Origin of the sequence: Agrococcus sp. UYP10 (assembly GCF_040547205.1) — a bacterium.
In the GTDB taxonomy this organism is placed as follows: domain Bacteria; phylum Actinomycetota; class Actinomycetes; order Actinomycetales; family Microbacteriaceae; genus Agrococcus; species Agrococcus jenensis.
Genome location: NZ_JBEPPG010000001.1, coordinates 261122 through 279988, shown reverse-complemented (window position 1 = coordinate 279988; position 18867 = coordinate 261122). Strand labels below are relative to the sequence as shown.

At 73.4% G+C, this 18867-nt stretch carries 20 protein-coding genes; 10 read left to right on the top strand and 10 right to left on the bottom strand.

The genetic code is table 11. The annotated features are described in order from the left end of the window. The first annotated feature begins 39 nt into the window (after positions 1 to 39). Complete coding sequence (locus ABIB37_RS01380; protein ID WP_354255772.1) at positions 40 to 1155, top strand: winged helix DNA-binding domain-containing protein; 1116 nt, start codon at positions 40 to 42, stop codon at positions 1153 to 1155. 1 nt (position 1156) lies between these two features. Here ABIB37_RS01380 and ABIB37_RS01375 read toward each other — a convergent pair whose 3' ends face one another. From ABIB37_RS01375 to ABIB37_RS01355, 5 genes are all read right to left on the bottom strand, one after another. Continuing rightward, positions 1157 to 1891, bottom strand: coding sequence for an anti-sigma factor (locus tag ABIB37_RS01375; RefSeq protein WP_354255769.1), 735 nt, complete (start codon positions 1889 to 1891; stop codon positions 1157 to 1159). Then, on the bottom strand, positions 1872 to 2441 hold the full coding sequence (locus ABIB37_RS01370) for an RNA polymerase sigma factor (protein ID WP_354255766.1): 570 nt from the start codon (positions 2439 to 2441) through the stop codon (positions 1872 to 1874). Before ABIB37_RS01370 ends, ABIB37_RS01375 begins: the two co-directional genes overlap by 20 nt. 29 nt (positions 2442 to 2470) lie before the next feature. Next, positions 2471 to 3139: a class F sortase gene (locus ABIB37_RS01365; RefSeq protein WP_354255763.1), complete on the bottom strand. Its 669-nt coding sequence runs from the start codon at positions 3137 to 3139 to the stop codon at positions 2471 to 2473. Positions 3140 to 3228: 89 nt separating this feature from the next. Continuing rightward, a complete protein-coding gene (locus ABIB37_RS01360; protein WP_354255760.1) occupies positions 3229 to 4038 on the bottom strand; it encodes a DUF4397 domain-containing protein in 810 nt (269 codons plus the stop codon). Between the two features lie 128 nt (positions 4039 to 4166). Further along, positions 4167 to 4976: a DUF4397 domain-containing protein gene (locus ABIB37_RS01355; RefSeq protein ID WP_354255758.1), complete on the bottom strand. Its 810-nt coding sequence runs from the start codon at positions 4974 to 4976 to the stop codon at positions 4167 to 4169. Between the two features lie 171 nt (positions 4977 to 5147). Here ABIB37_RS01355 and ABIB37_RS01350 point away from each other — a divergent pair, with 171 nt between their 5' ends. From ABIB37_RS01350 to ABIB37_RS01315, 8 genes are all read left to right on the top strand, one after another. After that, positions 5148 to 5693, top strand: coding sequence for a prepilin peptidase (locus ABIB37_RS01350; protein WP_354255755.1), 546 nt, complete (start codon positions 5148 to 5150; stop codon positions 5691 to 5693). A gap of 97 nt (positions 5694 to 5790) precedes the next feature. Continuing rightward, positions 5791 to 6690, top strand: coding sequence for a MetQ/NlpA family ABC transporter substrate-binding protein (locus tag ABIB37_RS01345; protein WP_354255752.1), 900 nt, complete (start codon positions 5791 to 5793; stop codon positions 6688 to 6690). A gap of 72 nt (positions 6691 to 6762) precedes the next feature. Then, positions 6763 to 7794 carry a methionine ABC transporter ATP-binding protein gene (locus ABIB37_RS01340; RefSeq protein ID WP_354255749.1) on the top strand — a complete coding sequence of 344 codons (1032 nt, stop codon included), beginning with the start codon at positions 6763 to 6765 and terminating at the stop codon, positions 7792 to 7794. Beyond that, positions 7791 to 8450, top strand: coding sequence for a methionine ABC transporter permease (locus ABIB37_RS01335; protein WP_354255746.1), 660 nt, complete (start codon positions 7791 to 7793; stop codon positions 8448 to 8450). The genes ABIB37_RS01340 and ABIB37_RS01335 overlap by 4 nt, the downstream gene beginning before the upstream one ends. A gap of 41 nt (positions 8451 to 8491) precedes the next feature. Continuing rightward, entirely contained in the window at positions 8492 to 9352 is an 861-nt protein-coding gene (locus ABIB37_RS01330) for a nucleotidyltransferase domain-containing protein (protein WP_354255743.1), read from the top strand. Between the two features lie 2 nt (positions 9353 to 9354). Next, the gene (locus tag ABIB37_RS01325; RefSeq protein WP_354255740.1) at positions 9355 to 9690 is read left to right on the top strand and encodes a DUF3140 domain-containing protein; all 336 of its coding nucleotides are present in this window, start codon (positions 9355 to 9357) and stop codon (positions 9688 to 9690) included. A 122-nt stretch (positions 9691 to 9812) separates the two neighbouring features. Further along, a complete protein-coding gene (locus ABIB37_RS01320; protein WP_354255737.1) occupies positions 9813 to 12047 on the top strand; it encodes a carbon starvation CstA family protein in 2235 nt (744 codons plus the stop codon). A 1-nt stretch (position 12048) separates the two neighbouring features. Further along, positions 12049 to 12279, top strand: a complete 231-nt coding sequence (locus ABIB37_RS01315) for a YbdD/YjiX family protein (protein WP_354255734.1) — start codon at positions 12049 to 12051, stop codon at positions 12277 to 12279. Positions 12280 to 12475: 196 nt separating this feature from the next. Here ABIB37_RS01315 and ABIB37_RS01310 read toward each other — a convergent pair whose 3' ends face one another. The 5 genes from ABIB37_RS01310 to ABIB37_RS01290 all read right to left on the bottom strand — a co-directional run bounded on the left by ABIB37_RS01310 (position 12476) and on the right by ABIB37_RS01290 (position 17533). Continuing rightward, positions 12476 to 12991: a tetratricopeptide repeat protein gene (locus ABIB37_RS01310; protein WP_354255731.1), complete on the bottom strand. Its 516-nt coding sequence runs from the start codon at positions 12989 to 12991 to the stop codon at positions 12476 to 12478. Further along, on the bottom strand, positions 12988 to 15078 hold the full coding sequence (locus ABIB37_RS01305; protein WP_354255728.1) for a prolyl oligopeptidase family serine peptidase: 2091 nt from the start codon (positions 15076 to 15078) through the stop codon (positions 12988 to 12990). Before ABIB37_RS01305 ends, ABIB37_RS01310 begins: the two co-directional genes overlap by 4 nt. Positions 15079 to 15196: 118 nt before the next feature. Then, positions 15197 to 16618 carry a class II fumarate hydratase gene (locus ABIB37_RS01300; protein WP_354255725.1) on the bottom strand — a complete coding sequence of 474 codons (1422 nt, stop codon included), beginning with the start codon at positions 16616 to 16618 and terminating at the stop codon, positions 15197 to 15199. Between the two features lie 37 nt (positions 16619 to 16655). Next, entirely contained in the window at positions 16656 to 17288 is a 633-nt protein-coding gene (locus ABIB37_RS01295; RefSeq protein WP_354255722.1) for a DUF4245 domain-containing protein, read from the bottom strand. Continuing rightward, positions 17285 to 17533 (bottom strand): exodeoxyribonuclease VII small subunit, encoded by a 249-nt coding sequence (locus ABIB37_RS01290; protein WP_354255719.1) that lies wholly within the window; start codon positions 17531 to 17533, stop codon positions 17285 to 17287. Before ABIB37_RS01290 ends, ABIB37_RS01295 begins: the two co-directional genes overlap by 4 nt. A gap of 114 nt (positions 17534 to 17647) precedes the next feature. Between ABIB37_RS01290 and argE the strand changes: the two genes are divergently transcribed. Further along, positions 17648 to 18829 (top strand): acetylornithine deacetylase, encoded by a 1182-nt coding sequence (gene argE / locus ABIB37_RS01285; RefSeq protein ID WP_354255717.1) that lies wholly within the window; start codon positions 17648 to 17650, stop codon positions 18827 to 18829. The last annotated feature ends 38 nt before the right edge of the window (positions 18830 to 18867 follow it).

Sequence of the window (18867 nt, the reverse complement as noted above, 5' to 3'; positions counted from 1 at the left end):
CGGCACTGCCGAGGAGCGCTGCCGAGTAGCGTCGGCGGGGTGCGGGAGCTGACGGCGGTCGAGGCGCGGCGGATGCGCATGGTCTCGCAGGGGCTCGTCACCGGCGGATGGCTCGGCTCGACGCGCACGCCGCTCGAGGCTGTCCGCCATGCGGTCGCCCTGCAGGGGCAGGACCTGCCGGCGGTGCTGCGCGCGATCGCGGCGCGCTCGACGCCCGGGACGACGCTCGACGACGTGCGCGCCGCGTTCGACGACGGCCTCGTCCGATCGTGGGCGATGCGGGGCACGCTCTTTGTCGCCGCGGCGGACGACCTCGCCGTGCTGCACGCCTGGACGGCCGAGCGGATGCGCCGGCAGGAGTGGCGCATGTGCGAGGTGCGCGGCATCGACCAGGCGACCGCCGAGCGGGCGGCCGACGTGCTGGTCGAGGTGCTCGCTGACGGGCCCGTGCTCCGCTCCGCGATGCTCGCCGCGTGGGAGGCGGCCGGTGTCTCGACGGCCGGCGGTCGCGGCTACCACCTGCTCGCGCTCGGCTCCTACGACGGGATCCTGCGATTCGGCCCGTTCGACGGCCGCGACCAGCTGCTCGTCGGGGGGCCGCGCCCCTCGGTCCCGGAGCCGGAGCGTGCGCTCGACGAGGCGCTCCGCCGCTTCGTCGGGGCGCGCGGCCCCGTGCACCCCGATGACGTCGCGTGGTGGCTCGGGCTGCCGAAGACGATCGTGCGCGCGTCGCTCGCCCGCATCGAGGGGCTCGAGGCCGTGCTCGTCGAGGGCCGAGAGATGCTCGTCGTCGCGGGCGCGGTGGGGGAGCCCTCCGACGTCGTGCTCGTGCCGGGCTTCGACGAGCTGCTGCTCGGCTACCGCGACCGGTCGCTCGTCGCGAGCCCCACGGTGCTGGCGGCGGTCGTGCCGGGCGGCAACGGTGTCTTCCGGCCCATGGTCGTCGTCGACGGGGCAGCGGTCGGCACGTGGCGGTTCCCGGCGTCGCGCGCCGTCGGACGCTCCAGCGCCGCGCGATCACGCCGCGCGACCGCCCGGGGGCAGGCCGCTGATCCGAGCGCGCCGGTCGAGCCGCTGCTCGAGCTCGTCGAGCCGGTGAGCGCGGTGACCCGCCGCCGGATCGATGCCGCGCTCGCGGAGTGGCCGCACCGCTGAGTCAGAGCTCGAGCGCGCCGCGCCAGATGCTGGCGCCCGAGTGCGTGGGGTCGCCGTCGTAGGGCTCGACCGAGACGTCGACGACCGGGAACGCCGCGAGGTCGAGGTCTGCGGGCAGCGCGAGCTCGGTGGAGGCCGCGTCCATGACGCCCAGGCTCACCATCTGCTGCGCGTCCGCGTCGAGCAGCCACACGTCGAGGTACCCGTCGACGGTGGGCAGCGCATCCGCGTCGACCACGAGCAGGCGCTGGCCGTCGCGCTCGATCACCTCGGCGCGCGCGGGTGCGACGCTCGAGCCGAGCGGCTCGAGCACGGCGCCCGCGACGTCGATCGACCGGGGGCCGCCGCCGAGCTGCGTCACGAGCAGCACCGCGAGGCTCGCCGCGACAAGCGCGGAGGCCGCGCATGCGGCGATGAGCGCACGGCCGCTGAAGCGCCGGCGACGGGCGACGTCGGGTGAGCGGGTCGATGCAACGGCGCGCGTCGCCGGCATGGCCGGCTGCGCGATCGGCGCGGCGGCCGGCTCGTCGAGGGCGGCGATGTCGGCGGCGATCCGGTCCCAGACCGCTGCGGGCGGCTCGACCGGCGAGACGTCGGCGGCGCGGAAGCGGTCGGCAGCGTCGCGGAGCGACGACACCTCCGCTCGGCAGTGCGCGCAGGTCGCGAGGTGCTCGGCGCTCGCGTCGGACTCGCCCAGCGCGAGCGCGGTGAGCGCGTCAGTCGACAGGTGCTGCATGGGTGTCCTCCCATCTCTCCCTGAGTCTTCGGAGCGCTCGCGACAAGTGGCTCTTCACGGTGCCGATCGGCATGTCGAGCGCCTCGGCGATCGAGGCGGTCGAGCGGTCCTCGAGCACCGCGAGCCGGACGATGGTGCGCTGGGGCTCGCCGATGCGCTCGAGCTCCTCCTGGACGGTGAGCGCGTCGGCCACGGCGTCGAGCACCGGGTCGCCCTCACCGTGCTCGAGGCGCTCCGCGAGGTCGTGGGGGTCGAAGGCCTGCTCCTTGGCGGTGCGGCTGCGGTAGTGGTCCGCGATGCGCCGGCGGGCGATCGCGATGATCCAGGCGCCGAGCGGCCCGTTCGCGGCGTCATACGCCTCGCGGGACCGCCAGACGGAGACGAAGGTCTGCTGCACCACATCCTCCGCATCGTGCGGGGCCATCGCCCGGCAGGCGATCGCGTAGACCATGCCGCCCCAGCGCTCGTACGCCAGGCGCAGCGTCTCGGGAGAGGCATCGGCCGCGAACGCGAGCGATAGCCGCTCGACATCCGTCACGCCCTCGTCCACGGCCAGACGGTATCACCGGGCCATGCGCCTCACGGCGCGTCCAGGACGGCGGTGACGACGATGTTGTCCTCGTAGGCGCCCGCGGCGGCATCCCACTCGCCGCCGCAGGTGACGAGGCGCACGACGTGCTCCCCGTCGCGGGCGAACAGCGCGTCGAGCCGCAGCTCGTCCTTCGACACCTGCTCGATGCTCGTGATGCGGTAGAGCAGCTCGGCGCCGGAGGCCGTCGAGATCTCGACCGCGTCGCCCTCCGCCGCCCGCAGCACCGACGCCATCGGCGCGCTGCCGATGTCGCTGTCCACGTGGGCGGCGAAGACCGCGGAGCCCGCGTCGGCGCCGGGCGCCGGGCCGAAGCGGTACCAGCCGATCTCGCGCACGAGGTCGGGCACATCCATCTGGCCGTCGTCGCGCACGCCGACGGGGACCACACCGAGCTCGAGGTCGACCGACGGCACGCGCACCGCGGCCGGCGCGTCGACCGCGACCGGTGCGGGCGGCGAGGCGTCGCGCACGCCCACCCCGGTCGGGATGGTGCCGGACGGCGGGGCGGATGCGCTGGGCGCAGCCGGCTCCGTCGGGCCGGCGTCCGCAGCGAGCGAGGCACTCGGCTGCGGCGCGACGCTCGGCGCCGACGGCAGCTGCGCGAGCAGCACGGCGCCGGTCCCGAGCGCCGCGACGGCGATGACCGCGGCGGCCACGGTAGCCACGCGACCGCCGCGGGAGCCAGGACGCACGGGAGGCTCCCGCCGCGCGCTGCGCGACGAGAGCCCCCGCTCAGCGTCCATGCTCAGCCGCGCTCCCTTGCGGGGCGCAGCGTCTTCGTGGCGATCAGCGCGAGGCCGAGCGCTCCGGCGAGCAGCAGCGAGATGGCCAGCGCTCGCTGGTCCTCTGCGCCGCCCAGGCCCGACGGCACGCCGCTCGGCGCGCTGTGCGCCTCCACGACCTGCACCGCGAGGGCGAGGTTGCCGTCCTCGGCGCTGCCCCAGGCGGTCACGATGCTGTTCGCGCCCTCCGCGAGGTCGAGGTCGGCCGGGCCGATCGCGACGGTGTCGGTGCCTGCGAGCACGACGTCCGCCGAGACGGCGCCCGCCGCGGTCTCGAGCGCGGCCTCATCGGGGTTCGTGAGGCCCTCGACGATCGCGGTGCCGTTCGCGCGCACGTCGACGGCGGGTGCGGCGGCCAGGTGGCGCACCGTGAGGCGGGCCTGACCGGCGGGGACGGGCTCGGTGTCGTTCGCGAACGCCGAGAGCGTCGGGTCGCCGCCCTCCGTGAGGTGGGCGACGAGCGTCAGGTTGGCCGACTCGGGCACGGCGACGCCCATCGCCTCGATGGCGGGCTCGGCCGTGTCGGGGGTGCCGCCGTCGGCGAACACCTGGATGTCGTAGCTGCCGGCGGCGAGCATCATCGGGTCGGTCAGGGTGCCGGGCTCGAAGTCGCTGATGGCCTCCTCGCCGTTGATGAAGACGTCGACGGTGATGCCGGGCACGGCGTGCAGCACCGAGACGGTCGAGTCGGTCTCGGCTGCCATGGCGGGTGCGCCGCCGGCTGCCGTCAGAGCGAGAGCGGCGCCGATGCCGATCGCGAGCTTGCGCTTCATGGTGGTCTCCTCGAGGTGCGCGGCGCCGGATGCGCCGTCTACCTCCATATCGGCGGGGACCCCGTGCGCGGTTGCAGCGATCGCGGCCGCTGCATCCCGGGCGTGTCGCGGCAGGGCGACGGCAGGCGTCACGGGCGCGCTGCACGCGCGCGCGACGCGCGCCCTGCGACGGCGGCGAGGCCGAGAGCGCCGGCGGCGGCGAGCAGGACGCCCAGCGCACCCTGCGCTCCGGCGCCGCCGAGGCCCGAGGGCACGCCGCTCGGCGGGGTGTGCGCATCGACCACCTGCACCGCGAGCTGCAGGCTCTCCTGCCGCGCGTTGCCCCACGCCGTCACGATCGTGTTCGCGCCCTCCGCCAGCTCGACGTCCACCGGCCCGATCACGACGTCGTCGGTGCCGGCGAGCACCACGTCGACGGAGACGGCGCCGGCCGGCACCTCGAGCAGTGCCTCGGCCGGATTCGTTAGGTTCCCGGCGATCACTGCGCCGTCGGCGCGCACGTCGACAGCGGGCGCGGCGGCGAGGTGGCGGACGGTCAGCCTCGCCTGCCCGGCCGCGACCGGCTCGGTGCTGTTCGAGAACACCGAGAGCGTCGGCTGGTCGTCCGCGGTCAGGTTGCCGGTGATCGTGAGGTTCTGCCCCGCAGGCACCTCGACGCCGAGCGCCTCGACGGCGGGCTCGGCGGTGTCGGGGGTCTCGCCGTCGTAGTAGAGCTGCACGTCGTAGACGCCCGGCGCGAGCTGGATCGGGTCGGTCAGCTCGCCCGGCTCGAAGTCGGTGATCGCCTCCTCGCCGTTGATGTACGCGTCGACCGTGATGCCGGGGATCATGTGCAGCACCGAGACCGTCGAGTCGTCGCCGGCCGCGAGCGCGGGTGCACCGCCGAGCGCGACGAGCGCGAATGCGGCGCCGGCGCTGATCACGAACGTGCCCTTCATGGGGTCTCCTCACACGGGGCGCCGCACGCTGCGTCGCGCTGTCCCCCATCCTCAGTGACGGGGGAGCAGAAAGATAGCAGTGTTATGAAACCGGCTCGGCTTCGCGCCTGCCGATCGGACGCTGTGGAGAGCGGCGGCGGGGCGGGGAAGCGCCGGACTAGCGTCGCCCGGGTGACGACGACGTCGGCGGAGGCGGTGCGGCTGCGCGCGCGAGCGGTCGACCTGCTCGGCGCCCCGGCGGCGGTGAGCGCGGCGTCGCTGCTCGCGCTCGGCGGCTGGGATGCGGTCGTGAGCGTGCCGCTCGCGGTCGCGGCGGCGCTCGCGCCGGCGCTCGCCCGCATCGACGTCGCCGAGCGGCGGCTGCCGAACGCGCTGACCGTGCCGCTGCTGCTGCTCGGTGCGGCCGCCGGCGCCGTCCGCCTCGTCCAAGGCGACCTCGCGCCGCTCGCCGCGCTCGCCTGCGGGCTCGTGCTGCTCGCGATGGCGTTGGCGGGCGGCATGGGCATGGGCGACGTCAAGCTCGGCCTCGCGCTCGCGCTCGCGACCGCGACGCTCGGATGGGCCGCGCCGCTCACCGGCCTCGCCGCATCCGTCATGGTCGGCGGCGTCCTCGGCGCTGCCGCGCTCGTGGCGGGTCGGCGCACCGTGCCGTTCGGGCCGGCGCTGCTGCTCGGCAACGCGATCGCGGCTGCGGCGGGCGCCAGCGGGGTGCTCTGAGCGCCCGGGCTCCCTCTGTGACGGTTCGTGACGGCCGGATTGGCGGCGACGGCTATCAGATACGTACCGTGAGGGCATCCCCCAAGAAGGAGCCTCCATGCGCATCCGCACCGCCCGCCCGCTCGCCCTCGCCGGCACCCTCGGCCTCGCCGTCGCACTCGTCGGCTGCAGCGCCACCGCCGGCGCCGATGAGGCGGAGCTCGGCTCGGCCGAGAACCCCGTGCAGCTCGGCGTCGTCGGTGCGGCGGAGCCGTACTGGGCCGTCTACGAGGCGGCCGTCGAGGCCGAGGGCATCCAGCTCGAGATCCGCGACTTCGCCGACTACAACCAGCCGAACCCGGCGACGAGCGAGGGCGAGCTCGACATCAACCAGTTCCAGCACGTCATCTACCTCGCCGACTACAACGTGAACGCGGGCGACGACCTGCAGCCCATCGGGTCGACGGCGATCTACCCGATCGGCCTCTACTCCGACAAGTACGCGTCGGCCGACGAGATCCCCGATGGCGAGACCGTCATCGTGCCCAACGATGACACGAACCAGGCCCGCGGCCTGCTCGTGCTGCAGTCGGCTGGGCTCATCGCGCTGCAGGACGGCGGCAGCCCCTACTCGACCGTCGCCGACGTCATCGAGGAGGAGTCGCGCGTCACCGTGCAGGCCGTCGACGCCGCGATCACCGCGACCTCGCTGCCCGACGTGGCCGCCGCGATCGTCAACAACGACTTCATCGAGGACGCCGGCCTCAGCGCCGACGAGGCGATCGCCCAGGACGACCCGACCGACCCGGCCGCGCAGCCCTACATCAACATCTTCGCCACGCGGGCCGAGCTCGTCGACGACGAGGTGCTGAACCGCCTGGTGGAGATCTACCAGACCAACGAGGAGGTGCAGGCCGGCGCCCTCGAGTCGTCGGGCGGCACCGGCATCTTCGTGCAGACGCCGAAGGCCGAGCTGCAGGACGCGCTCGCCGCCGTCGAGGCAGACCTGCAGGGCTGATCGGCCTCGGATGGGCACCGGGACGACCCGGTGCCCATCCGCCCGTCCAGCACCCGACCTGAGGAGCAACCAGTGGCGCAGCACATCGTGCTCGACCGAGTGTCGAAGCGCTTCCCGCCCGCGAAGCGCGGCGGGGAGGAGATCGTCGCCGTCGACGACGTCTCGCTCGCGATCGAGCAGGGCGAGATCTTCGGCATCATCGGCTACTCCGGTGCCGGCAAGTCGACGCTCGTGCGGCTCATCAACCAGCTCGAGCCGCTGACCGATGGCCGCATCACGATCGGCGACGTGCCGATCAGCGAGCTGCGCGGCAAGCGCCTGCGCGAGCAGCAGACCGGCATCGGCATGATCTTCCAGCGCTTCAACCTGCTCACGTCGCGGACGGTCGCCGGCAACGTCGCGTACCCGCTCGAGGTCGTCGGCATGGGGCGCGCGGAGCGCCGCCGCCGGGTCGAGGAGCTGCTCGAGTTCGTCGGGCTCGGTGGTCGCGCCGACGCCTACCCCGAGCAGCTCTCGGGCGGCCAGCAGCAGCGCGTCGGCATCGCCCGCGCGCTCGCCGCGAGCCCGCAGGTGCTGCTCGCCGACGAGGCGACGAGCGCGCTCGACCCCGAGACGACGGCGGAGGTGCTCGACCTGCTCGCGCGCATCAACCGCGAGCTCGGCGTCACGATCGTGGTGATCACGCACGAGATGGAGGTCATCACGCGGATCGCCGACCGCGTCGCGGTGATGGAGGCTGGCCGGGTCGTCGAGACCGGCTCCACCTACGACGTCTTCACACGGCCGCAGACGTCGACCGCACGACGGTTCGTGCAGACCGTCGTGCGGGCGCTGCCCGAGGGCGACGAGCTCGCCCAGCTGCGGGCGCAGCACGAGGGTCGCTTCTTCACGATCTCGTTCACCGACGAGGGCGCCTCGGAGGCGCGCGTGTTCGGCGCGCTCGCTCGCGCCGGCGTCGACTTCAACCTCGTGCACGGCGGCGTCGACGACATCCAGGGCCGCGTCTACGGCCTCCTGACCATCGCCGTGCGCGGCGACGCGGCCGCCGTCGACGCGGCGCTGGCGCAGATCGGTCCCGGCGTGACGGTGGAGGAGCAGCGATGAACGAGATCGTCGAGATCCTGCCGACCCTCGGGGAGCAGACGGCGATCATGCTCGGGATCGTCGCCCTGTCGCTCGCCTTCGGCGGCATCGGCGGGCTCATCATCGGCACGGGCCTCTACGTGACCCGCACCGGTGGCGTGCTGCAGCAGCCGGTCGTCTGGTGGATCCTCAACGTGCTCGTCAACACGGTGCGGCCCATCCCGTTCATCATCCTGCTCGCGGCGGTGCAGCCGCTCGGCCGCGTCGTGGTCGGCACCGGCATCGGCACCGAGTACGCGGTCTTCGCGATCGCGCTCGCGGCGACGTTCGGCATCGCGCGCATCGTCGAGCAGAACCTCGTCTCGATCCCGACCGGCGTGATCGAGGCGGCGCGCGCGACGGGTGCGAGCCCGTGGCGGATCATCCGCACGGTCGTGCTGCCGGAGTCACTCGGGCCGCTCGTGCTCGGGTTCACCTTCGCGGTCATCTCGATCGTCGACATGTCGGCGGTCGCGGGCCTCGTGGGCGGGCAGGGCCTCGGCAACTGGGCGATCACCTACGGCTACCGGCAGTTCGACGAGGTCGTCACTTGGTCGGCGCTCCTCGTGGTCGTGATCGTGGTGCAGGTCATCCAGGCGTTCGGCAACTGGCTCGCGCGGCGGATCATGCGGCGCTGAGCCCTCGCGGTGCCGCGAGGCGACTGCCTAGGCTCGGTCGCATGCTCGACGACGCCACGCTCTTCGCCATGGCGAGCGACCTCGCCCGCATCGACGGCGTGGCAGGGGTGGTGCTCGGCGGCTCTCGGGTGCGGGGGCTCGCCCGCCCGGACTCGGACGTCGACGTGGGCGTCTACCTCAGCGGCGCCGTCGACGAGGTCGCGATCGCGGAGCTCGCCGACGCGTGGTCGGATGCGCCGACGGACTGGACGCCCTCCGGTGCGTGGGGGCCGTGGGTCGACGGCGGCGCCTGGCTCGAGGTCGAGGGCACGGCCGTCGACTGGATCCGCCGCGACCTCGCGCGCGTCGGCGCCCAGTGGTCACGGGCGCTCCGGGGCGAGCACGCCTTCCACGCGCAGGCCGGACATCCGTTGGGATTCCTCGACGTGTCGTACTGCGGGGAGCTCGCGCTGAGCCGCATCCTCGCCGATCCCGACGGCGAGCTCGAGGGTCGACGAGGTGAGATGCAGTGGATGCCGGACGCGCTCGCCGCGGCGCTCGCGGCGCGGACCTGGGAGGCGCGCTTCGCCCTCGACGGAGCCGCGAAGGCCGCGGCGCGAGGCGACGCCGCCTTCGTGGCGCTCAGCATCGCGCACGCGCTGCTGACCGCGGCGCATGCGATCCACGGCCGCGACAGCGCGTGGGCGACGAACGAGAAGGGCCTGATCGCGGCGGCGGCGCGGCTGCCGCATGCGCCGGCGGGGTTCCAGGCTCGCGCGACGGAGGCGCTCGCCCTCGGCGACGCGACACCTGCGGCGCTGCGCGACGCGGTGGATCGCGCGCGAGCGCTCGTCGACGCGGTGGAGCGGTCGATCGCCGACGGATCCTTTGGCGCCGCCCGGTCGGAGCGTGCAGGATCGTGACCATGGACGACGACGAGCGCACCCGGATCCGAGAGGACTTCCACGAGGCCGTGACGATGACGGCGTCGGAGATCGAGCGGTGGCTGGAGACGGACGAGTCGCGTGCCGTCGGCCAGAAGGAGCACGAGGGGGACGAGTCGACGGGCCACGCCTCGGGGCGACGGATTCCCGACATCCTCAGGACGAAGCAGGCCGACCTGACCGACGACGACTACGCCCACATGCGGAAGGTCGTCGGCTACGTCGCGCGGCACGCGAAGCAGCGGCCCGACGGCGACGTCGCCGAGACGCCGTGGCGCTACTCGCTCATGAACTGGGGCCACGACCCGCTCGACTGAGTGCGCGACGCGAGGGCGTGGGCGCTGCGCCCGGCCCAGACGAGGGCTCCCCGCCGCTATGGCCGGGCTAGGCTTTCCCTGGGTACGACCCGCACATCCCACGCGCAGAGAAGGATCCACCGATGGCCGACGTCGCCACATCGAAGCCCGAGCTGCCGCCCACGGCGGCTGAGGAGACCACATCCAAGCGGTGGACGCCGCTGAAGATCGCGCTGTGGGCGGCCATCGCGCTGCTCGGCGGCATCGCCTGGGTGATGCTCGCCGTCGTCCGCGGCGAGACCGTCAACGCGATCTGGTTCGTGTTCGCGTCCGTCGCGACCTACCTGATCTTCTACCGCTTCTACTCGAAGTACATCGAGCGCAAGATCGTCCGCCCCGACGACACGCGCGCGACGCCCGCCGAGTACAAGGCCAACGGCCGCGACTACGTCGCCACCGACCGCCGGGTGCTCTTCGGCCACCACTTCGCCGCCATCGCCGGCGCCGGCCCGCTCGTCGGCCCTGTGCTCGCCGCGCAGATGGGCTACCTGCCGGGCACGATCTGGATCATCGTCGGCGTCGTGCTCGCGGGCGCGGTGCAGGACTACCTCGTGATGTTCTTCTCGATGCGCCGTGGCGGCCGCTCGCTCGGCCAGATGGCGCGCGACGAGTTCGGCCGGGTCGGCGGCGCCGCCGCGATCCTCGCGACGCTCCTCATCATGGTGATCATCACGGCGATCCTCGCGCTCGTCGTCGTCAACGCGCTCGGCGAGAGCCCGTGGGGCGTCTTCTCGGTCGCCATGACCATCCCGATCGCGCTCTTCATGGGCGTCTACCTGCGCTGGATCCGCCCGGGCAAGGTGCTCGAGATCTCGATCATCGGCTTCGTGCTGCTCATGGCCGCGATCATCGGCGGCGGCATGGTCGCCGAGACGGCGTGGGGCCAGGAGCTCTTCACGCTCGACCGCGTCACGATCGCCTGGGGCATCGTCATCTACGGCTTCCTCGCCGCGGTGCTGCCGGTCTGGATCCTGCTCACGCCGCGCGACTACCTCTCGACGTTCATGAAGATCGGCGTGATCGTCGCGCTCGCGCTCGCGATCATCTTCGTCCGCCCCGAGATCTCGGTGCCCGCGTTCACGGAGTTCGCCGCCGGTGACAGCGGACCGGTGTGGCCGGGTTCGCTCTTCCCCTTCCTGTTCGTGACGATCGCGTGCGGCGCCCTCTCGGGCTTCCACGCGCTCATCGCCTCGGGCACGACGCCGAAGATGGTCGAGAAGGAGAAGCAGACGCGCCTCCTCGGCTACGGCGGCATGCTCATGGAGTCGTTCGTCGCGATCATGGCGCTCGTCGCCGCGATCTCGATCGACCAGGGCATCTACTACGCGATGAACTCGTCGGCCGCGAACACGCAGGGCACGATCGAGGGCGCTGCCGCCTTCGTGCAGTCGCTCGGCCTCACCGGTGTGAGCGTGACGCCCGAGCAGCTCTCCGCCACCGCAGCCGCGGTCGGCGAGGAGTCGATCGTCTCCCGCACCGGCGGTGCGCCGACGCTCGCCCTCGGCCTCGCGCAGATCATGCAGAGCTGGATCGGCGGCCCGGCGATGATGTCGTTCTGGTACCACTTCGCGATCATGTTCGAGGCGCTGTTCATCCTCACCGCGGTGGACGCCGGCACCCGTGTCGCGCGCTTCATGCTGCAGGACTCGCTCGGCAACGTCTTCCCGAAGTTCAAGGACACGTCCTGGACGCTCGGCGCCTGGATCTGCACGGCGATCATGGTCGCCGCGTGGGGCGCGGTGCTGATCATGGGCGTCACCGACCCGCTGGGCGGCATCAACACGCTGTTCCCGCTGTTCGGCATCGCCAACCAGCTGCTCGCCGCGATCGCGCTCGCGGTCGTGCTCGCGATCGTGGCGAAGCGCCGCACCTTCCGCTCGCTGTGGATCGTGGCGGTGCCGCTCGCGTTCGTGACGGTCGTCACCGTCACCGCTTCCGCGTTCAAGGTGTTCTCGCCGGTGCCCGCCGTCGGCTACTGGGCCAACCACTTCCGCTTCCGCGATGCGCTCGCGGCGGGGGAGACGTCGGTCGGCACGACCGAGGGCGTCGCCGCGCTCGAGTCGGTGGTGCGCAACACGATGATCCAGGGCACGCTCTCGATCATCTTCGTGGTGCTCACCATCGTGGTGATCTGCTTCTCGGTCGCGAACGTCATCAAGGCGTTCCGCTCCACCGAGGTCGTCGACCACGAGGACGAGCGCACCGAGTCGGCGATCTTCGCCCCGGCCGGCTTCCTGCCGACGCCCGAGGAGCGCGAGGTCCAGAAGCAGTGGGACGCGCTGCCGGCCGAGCAGCAGCGTCGCCGGACCGGCCACTGAGATGACCGCGTCCGCGAGCGAGGGGCGCCCGGCAGCCGCCGGTGCGCTCCTCGCGCGTGCGTGGCGCGCGCTCGTCTGGTGGGCGAAGGGCGTGACGGGCGAGTCGAAGTACCAGGCCTACGTCGACCACGAGCGGCTGGTGCACCCCGACCGCGAGCCGATGACGGAGCGCGCCTTCTGGCGCGACGAGTACCGCCGCCAGGACGCCAACCCCGAGGGCCGCTGCTGCTGACCCGCCGGGAGCGGTCCAGGCGACTGCCCGCTCGGGGCGGCCGGCCGGCCGCGCACAACGCAAGCCCGCGCGCCGCCTTGCGCGCAGTCTGAGCGCAGGCGGCTCACGAGCTGCGCGCGTCCGGCTGCGGGCTTGCGTTCTGCGGCAGGGAGCGGCGGCTCGCCGGCCCGCGCGGGGTCGTCGCTGCCGTTGGAGATCAGCTGGGGTCGGCGGCGGACTGTGGCTCGGTGAGCGCCCCGGCGTAGGCGCGCACCGAGCGGTTGTAGCGGGGGAGCGTCGGCTCGAGCGCCTCGATGACGACCCGCAGCGCCTCGTCGTGGCGGCCGGCGCTGTGCAGCGCGAGGGCGAGGAACACGCGCGGCGACGCCCCGGTCGACGGATGCTCGGGTGCCGCCTCGAGCACCGCGATCGCCTCGTCGATGCGGCCGGTGTTGCGCAGCGTCGGGCCGTACTGCACCGCGAGCTGCGCGTGCCGCTCGGCGTCGAGGCCGAGCGCGAGCGCCCGCTCGTACTCGCGCTCCGCGTCGTGCTCGCGGCCCAGCGAGTCGAGCATCCCCGCGAGCTCGAACGCCGCCCGCCCGTCGGCGCCCGGGTACGCGGCCGCGAGCGACCGCATGGCGGCGATCGCCTCGTCGGCGGGCGTGCGGTCGACGCGGTCCCAGAGCTCGGCGACCGCCGCGCTCCAGGCGGCGGTCTCCCACTCGAGGCTCACGGCGCCTGCCCCTCGCGCAGCCGGTCGTCGAGGCCCGTGTGGTGCGCCGCGAACGCCAGCTGGTCGGCGAACTCGAGCGCGGCGGCATCCTTCGGCTTGCCCATCCCGTGCCCGGCGCGCGTGTCGACGCTGAGCAGCACCGGCGCATCCGCGTCGAGCCCGGCTGCCCGGGCCGCCGCCTGCGCGCGCTGCAGCTCGGCCGCGAACTTGAAGGAGTGCGCGGGCACGACGCGGTCGTCGTGGTCGCCGGTGGTGATGAGCGTCGGCGGATGCGCGACCTCGCGCACGTTGTGCAGCGGCGAGTAGGCGCGGAGGTACGCGTGCGCGTCCGCCTCGTCGGGGTCGCCGTAGTCGCTCGCCCACGCCCAGCCGATCGTGAAGCGGTGGTACCGCAGCATGTCGAGCACGCCGACGCCGGGCAGCACGGCCGCCCACAGCTCCGGCCGCTGCGTGAGCGCGGCGCCCGCGAGCAGCCCGCCGTTCGAGCGGCCGTGCAACGCGAGCTGCGCGTGCGTCGTGACGCCGGTCGCGACGAGGTGCTCGGCGATCGCGAACAGGTCGTCGAAGACCTGCTGCTTGCGCTCCTTCGTGCCGCCCTTGTGCCAGTCGGTGCCGAACTCGCCGCCGCCGCGCAGGTTGGGCACGACGAGGACGCCGCCGGCCGCGACCCACGCCGCGAGCACCGCCCGGAAGCCGGGGTTCATCGGGATGTTGAAGCCGCCGTAGCCCCAGATGAGCGTCGGCCGCGGCGCGGTGCCGTCGTCGCCGGCCGGGCGCACGAGGAACGCGGGCACGGTCGCGCCGTCCGTCGACGTCGCGCGGATGCGCTCGGTGGTGGCGGCGGGCGCGGCCGGGCCGGGCGTCGGCAGCGTGCGGTGGGCGACGAGCCGTGCGCCGTCGACCTCGATGATGTGCCGGGTGCCGCGGTCGACGAAGCTCTCGGTGGTCGCGAGCACGACGCCCGAGTCCTGGCTCGTGTCGGAGCCGGTGATCGAGACGCCGTCCCCGAGCGGCACGTCGTCGCCGAGCTCGCCGGCGAACGTGGCGAGCTGCATGCGGTGGCTCGCGTCGTGCGAGTACTCGAGCACGAGGCCGGTGGTCGTGAGGGATGCGTCGAGCAGCACGTCCTCGGGGTGCTCTGGCACGACGGTGGACTCGCGGCCGGTCGCGAGGTCGAACGCGGCGAGCCGGTAGCGCCCGGCGCCCCCGTCCGTCACGACGAACAGGGCGCCGTCGTGGATGCCGATCGCGTTCCACTCGTGCTCGTGGCCCTCGACCAGCTGCCGGAGGGCGTCGTCGCCGTGGCGCCGCACGGCCAGGTCGTTGCCGCTCGACGAGCCGGTGTCGGTCGAGAGCACGAACCAGTCGTCGTCGCGCGGCCAGTGCCGCGCGAACATGCGCGGCGCATCCGGGCGTGTGAAGAGCACCGCATCCTCGGCCACGTCCGTGCCGACGTCGTGCCGCATGAGGCGGCCGGCGCCCATCTCGTCGGTCAGCGCGTCGCCGGCGGGCGCGTCGTAGGCCCAGTAGCTGAACGCGCGGCCGCCGGGCAGCCACACCGCGCCGTTCCACTTCGTCCAGCGGATCTCGTCGGGGAGGTCCTCACCCGTCGCGACGTCGCGGATGCGAATCGTGCGCCAGTCGGAGCCGCCGTCGGCCGCGCCGTAGGCGAGCAGGGTGCCCTCGGGGTTGACCGAGGCCATCGTGACGGCGACCGTGCCGTCGTCGGAGAGGCCGTTCGGGTCGAGCAGCACGCGAGCGGCGGCCGGGTCGTCGAGCTCGTCGATCGAGCCGGCGGTGACGAGCACCGGCTGGTTCTGACCGTCGCTGTGCCACGCGAACGCACGGCCGCCGCGCACCCACGGGCAGCCGCGGGTCGGCGCGGTGAGCAGCGCCGACACCCGCTCGCGGAACGCGTCGCGCGCGGGCAGCTGCGCGAGCACCGGCTCGGCGAACGCGTTCTGCGCCTCGATGAAGGCGCGCGTCTCGGTGCTCTCGCCGTCCTCGAGCCAGCGGTACGGGTCGGCGATCGCCTCCCCGTGCACGGTCTCAACGGTGTCGTCTCGTCTCACCTCGGGGTAGCGCATCCGCCCAGCCTACGAGCCGCGCCGGGGAGCCTCCCGCAGGACGCCAGCCCTTCGCCGGGCGGGCCCACGCACGAGCGAGGGGCACCCGCCGCAGCCGATGCCCCTCGCGTCGAGCGTGCTACTTCGCGACGCCCGGGTGCGTCATCGACAGCAGGTCGAGCGCCTTGTCCATGTCGGCCTCCGACAGCTCGCCGCGCTCGACGTAGCCGAGGTCGATGACCGCCTCGCGCACGGTGATGCCCTGCTTGACCGAGTGCTTCGCGATCTTCGCGGCGGCCTCGTAGCCGATCAGGCGGTTGAGCGGGGTGACGATCGACGGGCTCATGCCGGCGAGCGCGGCCGCCCGCTCGACGTCGGCCTCGAGGCCGGCGACGGTCTTGTCGGCGAGCACGCGCGACGCGTTGGAGAGCAGCCGGATCGACTCGAGCAGCGCCGTGCCCATCACCGGGATCTGCACGTTGAGCTCGAACGAGCCCGAGGCGCCGGCCCACGCGACGGTCGCGTCGTTGCCGATGATGCGCGCGCACACCATCAGCACGGCCTCCGGCACGACCGGGTTGACCTTGCCGGGCATGATCGACGAGCCCGGCTGCAGGTCGGGGATGCGCAGCTCGCCGAGCCCCGTGTTCGGGCCCGAGCCCATCCAGCGCAGGTCGTTGTTGATCTTCGTGAGCGACACGGCGATCGTGCGCAGCGCGCCGGATGCCTCGACGAGGCCGTCGCGGTTGGCCTGCGCCTCGAAGTGGTTGCGCGCCTCCGTGATCGGGAGCCCCGACGACGCCGCGATCTCGGCGATCACGCGCTCGGGGAAGCCGAGCGGCGTGTTGATGCCCGTGCCGACGGCCGTGCCGCCCTGCGGCACCTCGGCGACGCGGGGGAGCGCCGCCTGGATGCGCTCGATCCCGTAGCGCACCTGCGCGGCGTAGCCGCCGAACTCCTGGCCGAGCGTGACGGGGGTCGCGTCCATGAGGTGCGTGCGGCCCGGCTTCACGGCGTCCGCCCAGAGCGTCGCCTTCTCCTCGAGCGCCCCGGCGAGGTGCTCGAGGGCGGGGATCGCCTGCTCGATGAGCGCGCCGGTGACCGCGATGTGCACCGAGGTCGGGAAGACGTCGTTCGACGACTGCGACGCGTTGACGTGGTCGTTCGGGTGCACCGGGCTGTCGCCACCGGCAGCGGCGCGGTGGCGCGTCGCGAGGGTGGCGAGCACCTCGTTCATGTTCATGTTCGACGAGGTGCCGGAGCCCGTCTGGTAGGTGTCGACCGGGAACTGGTCGTGGTGCGCGCCGCCGATGATCTCGTCGGCCGCGGCGACGATCGCGTCGGCGACATCCGCCTCGAGGATGCCGAGCTCGCGGTTGGCGATCGCCGCTGCGCGCTTGATGCGGGCGAGCGCGACGATCTGCGCGGGCTCGAGGCCCGAGCCCGAGATGGGGAAGTTCTCGACGGCGCGCTGCGTCTGCGCGGCGTACAGCGCGTCCTTGGGGACGCGCACCTCGCCCATCGTGTCGTGCTCGATGCGGTACTGGTCCTGCGCGTTCACGTCGTCGTGCCTCCGGGTCGTGCGTGGTGGTGGTGGGTCACTCGCCGGCCGCGAGCTGCTCGCTCACGGCCTCGGCGAAGGTCTGCAGCTCGGCGTCGCCCGCGGTGCCCGCGACGACGACGGTGGATGCGCCGCGCTCGGTCGTCAGGACGTAGGCGAGGTTGCCGGGATCCTCGGCGGCGCGCTGGTCGTGCTCCGTCCAGGTGATGCCCGAGATCTCGCGCTCGCCGGTCGGCGGGGCATCCTCGGTCGCCGTCACGAGCCAGGTCGGGTTCGCGTCGACCGCCTGCGTGAACGAGAGGAACTGCTCGTCGGGGGTGACGTAGCCGGCGTACCAGGTGGTGATGCCGTCGGCGCCGGTCCGGAGCTCGGCGAGGTTCGCGGCCCAGCCCTCGGGGAGCGCGGGCACGACGAGCGGTGCGTCGACGACGCGCTGCGCCGCCGCAGCGGCGGCCGGCACGTCGAACGCCTCCCGCTCGGGCAGGCCCGGCCGGACGACCACGAGCACCATCACGAGCACGACCGCGAGGCAGACGACGATGGCGGCGATCAGGTTGCCGAAGGTCTGGTTGTCGCGGTGGCGCTTCGACGCTGCCGCCTTGCGCGCGGCCATCTCCTCGGGCGTCTCCGGGCGACCGAGCTCGGCGACGATGCGGCGCTCGCGGCTCATGCCTGGCCGGCCTCCTGCACCGTCGCGGCGGGCCCGGAGGCGCGCGCGGCGTCGAGGCGGGCCTTCGCGCCCTGCAGCCACTCCTCGCAGCGGTCGGCGAGCGCGTTGCCGCGCTCCCAGAGCGCGAGCGACTCCTCGAGCGACGCGCCACCGGACTCGAGCGCGTGCACGACCCGCACGAGCTCGTCGCGCGCGGCCTCGTAGCCGAGCTCGGCGACGGGCGCTGCGGGGTCGGGGTTGGTCACGGCTCCAGCCTACCGCGCAGCGCTCGCGCACGCCGTGGCGTGCTCGTGCGCATCGGGGTACGGCGCGCGTGCGAAAATCGAGATCAGACATCCCGACGACCGTGAGGATCTGCCGTGCCCATCGCACCCGCCGACGCCACCATGGCTGAGATCGAGCAGCTGATCCGCTTCGACACCACCAGCCGCGAGTCGAACCTCGAGCTCATCGACCACGTGACCGAGCGCCTCGCCGCGGTCGGCGTCGAGCCGGTGCTCGTGCCGAGCCCCGACGGGCGGAAGGCCAACCTGCTCGCGACCTTCCCGGCGGCCGACGGCACGGTCACCGGTGGCGTCGTGCTGTCGGCCCACACCGACGTGGTCCCCGTCGACGGCCAGGTGTGGAGCAGCGAGCCGTTCGCCCCCGAGATCCGCGACGGCCGGCTGTACGCGCGGGGCAGCGCCGACATGAAGTCCTTCCTCGGCGTCGTCGTCGCCAAGCTCCCGGCGCTCGCGCAGGCGACGCTCGCCGAGCCCATCCACCTCGCCCTCTCGTACGACGAGGAGGTCGGCTGCGTCGGCGCCGTCGACCTCGTCGACGAGATCGTCCGTCGTGACCTGCAGCCTCGCGGCTGCGTCGTGGGGGAGCCCACGAGCATGCGCGTCGTGCGCGGCCACAAGTCGATGAACGTGTTCCGCGTGGACGTGCGCGGCCTCGCGGCGCACTCGTCGCTGACGCCGCAGGGCGTGAACGCGATCGCCCACGCCGCCGAGCTCGTGCGCTTCGTCCAGGGCGTCGCCGACGAGATGCGCGCGGATGGGCCCTTCGACGAGGCCTACGTCGTGCCGTTCACGACCGTGAGCGTGAACCGGATCGAGGGCGGCATCGCCGTCAACACCATCCCCGCCGAGTGCACGGTGCTCTTCGAGTACCGCGCGCTCACCACCGTCGACCACGACGCGCTCACCGAGCGCTTCCGCGCGGAGTGCCGGCGGATCGAGGCCGCGATGCGCGAGCAGCACCCCGGAGCGAGCGTCGAGCTCACCGTCACCGCTGCGGCGCCCGGCGTCGACACCCCGGCCGACGCCGAGATCGTCGCGCTCGCCGCGGCGTGGGGCGCCGAGCCGAGCGACACGAAGGTCACCTACGGCACGGAGGCAGGGCTGTTCGCGCAGGCCGGCATCCCCACCGTCGTGTGCGGCCCGGGCGACATCGCCCAGGCGCACGCCCCAGACGAGTTCATCGAGCTCGCCCAGATCGCGGCGTGCGAGGCCTTCGTCGACCGCCTGATCGACGCCAGCAGCACGACCGGCGCCTGACCGTCATCGACCGCCCATCCCGGGCGGGTCCAGAGGAG